The organism is Arthrobacter sp. Y3225116 (assembly GCF_059091245.1).
Map to the genome: position 1 here is coordinate 1 of NZ_JBNHGL010000194.1, position 5573 is coordinate 5573.

Annotated in this window: 7 protein-coding genes; all 7 read left to right on the forward strand. The window is 68.8% G+C overall.

Annotation, left to right across the window (positions count from 1 at the left end):
• A partial coding sequence (locus AC5RV2_RS14060; protein WP_494092842.1) for a 3-oxoacid CoA-transferase subunit A occupies nt 1-607 on the forward strand: 607 nt, incomplete at its 5' end.
• A complete protein-coding gene (locus AC5RV2_RS14065; protein WP_494067526.1) occupies nt 604-1248 on the forward strand; it encodes a 3-oxoacid CoA-transferase subunit B in 645 nt (214 codons plus the stop codon). The genes AC5RV2_RS14060 and AC5RV2_RS14065, both read left to right, overlap by 4 nt.
• Before the next feature lie 8 nt (nt 1249-1256).
• Entirely contained in the window at nt 1257-2048 is a 792-nt protein-coding gene (locus AC5RV2_RS14070; protein WP_494067525.1) for an IclR family transcriptional regulator domain-containing protein, read from the forward strand.
• Between the two features lie 67 nt (nt 2049-2115).
• Nucleotides 2116-2847, forward strand: coding sequence for a class E sortase (locus AC5RV2_RS14075; RefSeq protein ID WP_494092843.1), 732 nt, complete (start codon nt 2116-2118; stop codon nt 2845-2847).
• A 1-nt stretch (nt 2848) separates the two neighbouring features.
• Nucleotides 2849-3046, forward strand: coding sequence for a hypothetical protein (locus tag AC5RV2_RS14080; protein WP_494092844.1), 198 nt, complete (start codon nt 2849-2851; stop codon nt 3044-3046).
• A gap of 175 nt (nt 3047-3221) precedes the next feature.
• On the forward strand, nt 3222-4280 hold the full coding sequence (locus AC5RV2_RS14085) for an LPXTG cell wall anchor domain-containing protein (RefSeq protein ID WP_494092845.1): 1059 nt from the start codon (nt 3222-3224) through the stop codon (nt 4278-4280).
• 80 nt (nt 4281-4360) lie between these two features.
• Nucleotides 4361-5573, forward strand: a 1213-nt coding sequence (locus AC5RV2_RS14090) for an acyltransferase family protein (protein ID WP_494092846.1), incomplete at its 3' end; no start/stop codon positions are given.

Genomic DNA, 5573 nt, shown 5'->3' on the forward strand with positions numbered 1-5573 from the left:
TGAAACGATTCGACAACCAGCTTACCTTCCGGCCATGGAAAGCGCCGCGCGGCGCAGGGCAAGTACCCCCGCCAACGCAGGGCAGGTTCACGCCGGCCTGGCGCTGCTGATCAAGGAGCGCAGGGTCAAGAAGATCATCTGCTCCTTCCCCCGCCAGTCCGACTCCTGGCACTTCGACACCGCCTACCGCGCCGGCGAGATCGAACTGGAACTGGTGCCGCAGGGCAACCTGGCCGAGCGCATCCGCGCCGCCGGCGCCGGGATCGGCGGCTTCTTCACACCCACCGGCTACGGCACCATGCTGGCCGAGGGCAAGGAAACCCGGATGATTGACGGCCGTGGCTATGTGCTCGAGACCCCGATCCACGGCGACGTCGCGCTGATCAAGGCGCTGACCTCCGACCGGAAGGGCAACCTGGTCTACCGCAAGACCGCCCGCAACTTCGGACCGATCATGGCCGCCGCCGCCAAGAAGAGCATCGTCCAGGTCTCCGGCATCGTGGAGACCGGCGAACTGGATCCCGAGGTCATCGTGACTCCGGGCATCTACGTGGACACCGTCGTCGAAATTGCGCCGCAGGCCGCAGAGGGAGAGGCAAACCAGTGAGCGAGAAACTCAGCCGCGAAGACCTGGCCAGGCTGGTGGCCCGGGACATCCAGCCCGGTTCCTTCGTCAACCTCGGCATCGGGCAGCCGACGTCGGTCTCCAACTACCTGACCGCCGAGCAGGACATCACCCTGCACACCGAAAACGGCATGCTGGGCATGGGCCCGGAGGCGCAGGGCGACCAGATCGACCAGGACCTGATCAACGCGGGCAAGGTCCCGGTCACCGAGGTGCCGGGCGCGTCCTACTTCCACCACGCCGACTCCTTCGCCATGATGCGCGGCGGCCACCTGGACGTCTGCGTGCTCGGCGCGTTCCAGGTCTCCGCCACCGGCGACCTCGCGAACTGGCACACCGGCGCACCCGACGCCATTCCCGCCGTCGGCGGCGCGATGGACCTGGCCACGGGGGCCAAGGACGTCTACGTGATGATGTCCCTGTTCACCAAGGACGGCAAGCCGAAGCTGGTGCCGGAATGCACCTACCCGCTCACGGGAGTGGGCTGCGTCACCCGCGTATACACTAATGACGCGGTCTTCCTGATTACCGAGGAAGGCGTGCGCGTGCGCGAGACGTTCGGGACCACGCTTGAGGAACTGCAGTCCAAGATGGACGTCAAGCTGCTTCCGCCCACCGAGTAAAAGGAACCATGACCGAGACCAAGACGCCGGGCGACCAGTTCGTCCAGTCGCTGGCCCGCGGATTGACCGTGATCAGGGCCTTCGACGCCGACAACGTCACCATGACGCTCAGCGAGGTCTCCAAGAGGACCGGCCTGACCCGTGCCACGGCGCGGAGGTTCCTGCACACCCTGGTCGACCTGGGCTACGTGCGCACGGACGGCCGCGTCTTCGAACTCACCGCTCTGGTGCTCCAGCTGGGGTATTCCTACCTCGCCGGGCAGAGTCTGCCCCAGCTGGTGCAGCCATTGCTGGAAGAGCTTTCCGCGGAGCTGCATGAATCCACCTCCGCGTCGATTCTCGACGGCGATGAGATCGTCTACATCGCCCGCATCCACACCCGGCGGATCATGACCGTGGGCATCATGGTGGGCACGCGCTTCCCCGCCTACGCCACGTCCATGGGCCGCGTGCTGCTCGCCGGCCTGCCCGCCGGCCGGCTGGAGGACTATCTGGCCTCGGCCGAGCTGAAGCCGTTGACGTCACGGACCATCTCCGACCCGGACAGGCTTCGGGCGGAGTTGGACAAGGTGCGGAGCCAGGGATGGGCCCTGGTGGACCAGGAACTGGAGATCGGCCTGCGCTCGGTGGCCGTTCCGGTCCTGCATCCGGACGGGTCCGTGGCCGCCGCCTTGAACATGTCCATGCAGGCATCGCTGGCAGACGGCACCCGGGACGTCGACGCCGTCGTCGCGGAAGCCCTGCCGAAGCTGCGGGCCGCCGCCGCCAAGGTCACCGACGCGCTGCGCGCCCAGCAGTAGGTTTCGAAGGCGGGCACGCCAGCCCCGCCGCCGGCAGGAATCCAGTTCCCCAGGGAGGATTGCGCACATGGGAAAACGTCAAACCACGGGTTCGCTCCGGGCCGCCTCCGGCCTGGCGGGCGAACTGCTCGTGACCCTGGGCGCCATCGTCCTCCTCTACGTTATCTGGCAGCTGTGGTGGACCAACTTGGACGCCCGGGCGGCGCAGCAGGACGCGGTCACCGCCCTGTCCCGGCAATTCGAAGGCCCCGCCGTGACGGCCGCCGGCGAGGACTTCGGGCCGCCGCAGACGGGCGGGCAGCCCCGGGACGGCGAGACCTTCGGGGTCGTCTACGTCCCGCGCTTCGGCGATGACTTCACCGTGCCGGTCTCCGCGGGGGTGGGTCCCGAGATCCTCGATTCGCTGGGGTTGGGCATGTACGACGGCGCGGCGATGCCGGGGGAGGTCGGAAACTTCGCGGTGGCCGGCCATCGCCAGACCTACGGCAAGGTCCTCGACAATATCGACGCGCTCCGGCCCGGGGACCGCATCCACGTGCGCACCGCCGACGGGTACTTCACCTACGTCTTCGAGGAGTACACCATCGTGACGCCGGACCAGACCGATGTATTGCTGCCGGTGCCGGAAAAACCGGGGGCCGAACCTGTCAGGGCGATGATGACACTGACGACCTGTCATCCACGGTTCAGCGACCGTGAGCGGTACATCGCCTACGCCGCGCTGGAATCCTGGCGCCCCGCCGAGGCGGGACCGCCTGCCGAAATTGCCGGCTTGGTCGCCGCGCAGGCAGGAGCCTGAGGTGTACGCCTGGATCTTCCGCAACCTGCCCGGCCCGTTCGCCGTGCGGATCCTGCTGTCGCTGATGCTGCTGGCGGCGGTGGTCCTGGTGCTCCTGGAGTTCGTTTTCCCGTGGATCAGTTCCCTCGGGCTGCTGGAGGGCGAGGCAACACTCAGCCAGGGACGGGCAGACGGCGGACCTGTGGACCGGGCAGGGTAGGACGACCCGCGTTGCCCGCGGACCCCGGCAGGCGCGCCGAATTAGCAGATGTGACCTGCATCATTTATATTTCTGCAAGGGTCGGTAAATGCCGGCCGACGCGGGGCAACGAAGCAATCGGATCGGCGCGATATCCGCCCTGCCAGGACAGACGAGTTGGGGACAGGACATTCACGTGACATCACGACTGCGCGCTGCGCTGCTCACCGGTACCGTTGCCGCCGCTCTCGCCCTGGGCAGCGTTCCCGCCCACGCCGGCGGCCAGGATCCGGCCGGACAGCCGGGCCCGATCCCCGGTGACACCGCTCCCGCGCCCGGCCCGGACGGGGTTGCCGCCGGGACCGTTGGTTCGGAACAGGCCGCGAGCGCGCCGGTTGAAGAAACTGCCGCTGCCGAGCCGGTCCAGTTGGAGCCGGAAGAGGCCCTGGCTGACGCCGTGGTCACCCTGCTGGTCGAGGCTCCCGGAGCGGAAAACGACGGCATGCCGTCGGAGGGCGCCGACGGCACCGATGGGGCCGGGGGCCCCATCGATTCCGGCGAAGCGGCGGCCTCCGCGGAGGGCGCCCCGGCCGAGGACTCAACTCCGACACCGGCCACGGACATGCCCACTGCTCCCACCCCTGCGGCGGACCCCGCCCCAGAGGTCGCGCCCGCACCCGTGGCTCCTCCAGCGGCAAAACCCGCCCTCTTTGAGTCGATTGTGGTGAACGGACGTCCCCTGACCCACAGCGACTTCAATATCCCGGATGACATCGCCGCCGGCGACGAGGAAACCGTCATGCGCTGGATGGAGGAGAACATGGACCTCGTGCTCGAGTCCGAGGGCATGACGTACCTGATGAACCTCATGCTGGAGTACCTCATGGCGGGCGACCTGGACGGCCTGGCCGCCTTGATCCGGGAAATGAGCGCCTCCGATCCTGAAGCGGGGGAGGAGCTCATTCTGTGGATTTACGAGCTGTTCGAAGGAATCGGTGAATGGCCGGGCGACTTTGAAGAGTGGCCGGTTGCTGGTGAGCCCGCACCGGAGCAACCGGCCAAGGAACCTGCGGCAGTTATCATCCCGGCCTCGCAGCCCCAGCCGGCCGCGCCGTCTAACGTGCTTCCGGCGGCCGTCCCGGCCGGCGCGCTGGCAGACACCGGGGCCGCCGGCACCGCCTGGCTCGCCTCGGGTGGAGCGGGCCTGTTGATGCTTGGCTCGGCCCTCCTCTGGTGGCGGCGCCGAACGGCCTGAGGTAGCCGGCCCGGTCCTGCACCCGGGCGTTCACCCCGCCGCCAACTGTCGTTGACCTTGGCATGACTGAATGTCCTGCGATGGATCCTGACACGACGCCGCGGCGGAAATTCCTGCCCGAAATCCAAGCCCTGCGCGCCCTTGCGGTGCTGCTGGTGGTGGCCTACCACCTGGAGCCGCGCTGGCTGCCCGGCGGCTACGTCGGAGTGGACGTCTTCTTCGTCATCTCCGGCTTCCTGATCACCGGCCACATGCTCCGGGAGGCGGCGGCCACCGGCACGCTGTCCCTGCGGTCATTCTGGGCGGCCCGCATCCGGCGCATCCTGCCGGCGGCGCTGCTGACCATCGCCGTCGTCCTGGCCGCCACGCTGGCGCTGCTGCCCATGAGCCAGTGGGAGCGCATCGGAGGCCAGGCCCTGGCCTCCACCCTCTACGTCCAAAACTGGGTCCTGGCCGCCGACTCCGTCGATTACCTGGCCGCGACCGAGACGCCGACGCCGCTTCAGCACTTCTGGTCCCTGGCCGTCGAGGAACAGTTCTACCTGCTGTGGCCGCTGCTGGTCCTGCTGGCCGTCTTCGCGGCGCGCCGGACGAGGCGGGGCCGCCGGGGCTTGGTGCGCCGCTCCGGGGAAGAGCGGGTGGCCCGGGTCGCAGCAGTGATCTTCGCCGCCGTCGTCGCGGCGTCGCTGGCCTATGGCATCTGGGCCACCGCCGGCGGCAGTCCGGCCGCCTACTTCATCACGCCCACCCGGATCTGGGAACTCGGGCTGGGCGGGCTGCTGGCCGCCCTGCACCGGGACACGCGCCGCTGGCCGTACCTGCGCAGCCTCCTGGCGGCAGCGGGCCTGGCCGCGATCACGGCCTCGGCGTTCCTCTTCAACGCCGGCACCCCGTTCCCCGGGGCGGCGGCCCTGCTCCCGGTGCTGGGCACCATGGCCGTCATCGCGGCCGGACGGACCAGCGGGCCGCTGTCCCTGCACCGCCTGGTGGACTGGCGGCCCATCCAATGGACGGGGAATGTCTCCTACTCGCTCTACCTCTGGCACTGGCCCCTGATCGTGTTCTTCACGATCCTGGCCGATCGGGAACCCGGGCCGGCCACCAGTCCGCTGCTGCTGGCCTGTTCCTTTGGCCTGGCCGCCCTGAGCTACTACTTCGTGGAAACACCGGTGCGCCGCTTTGGCTGGTTCAGTGCCAGCGCCTGGCGGCCGCTCGCCGCAGGCGCCGCGGCCACCGCGCTGGTCGGCACGCTGGCGTTCGTGCCGGCCAATCAGCAGGAACGTATCCTGGCCC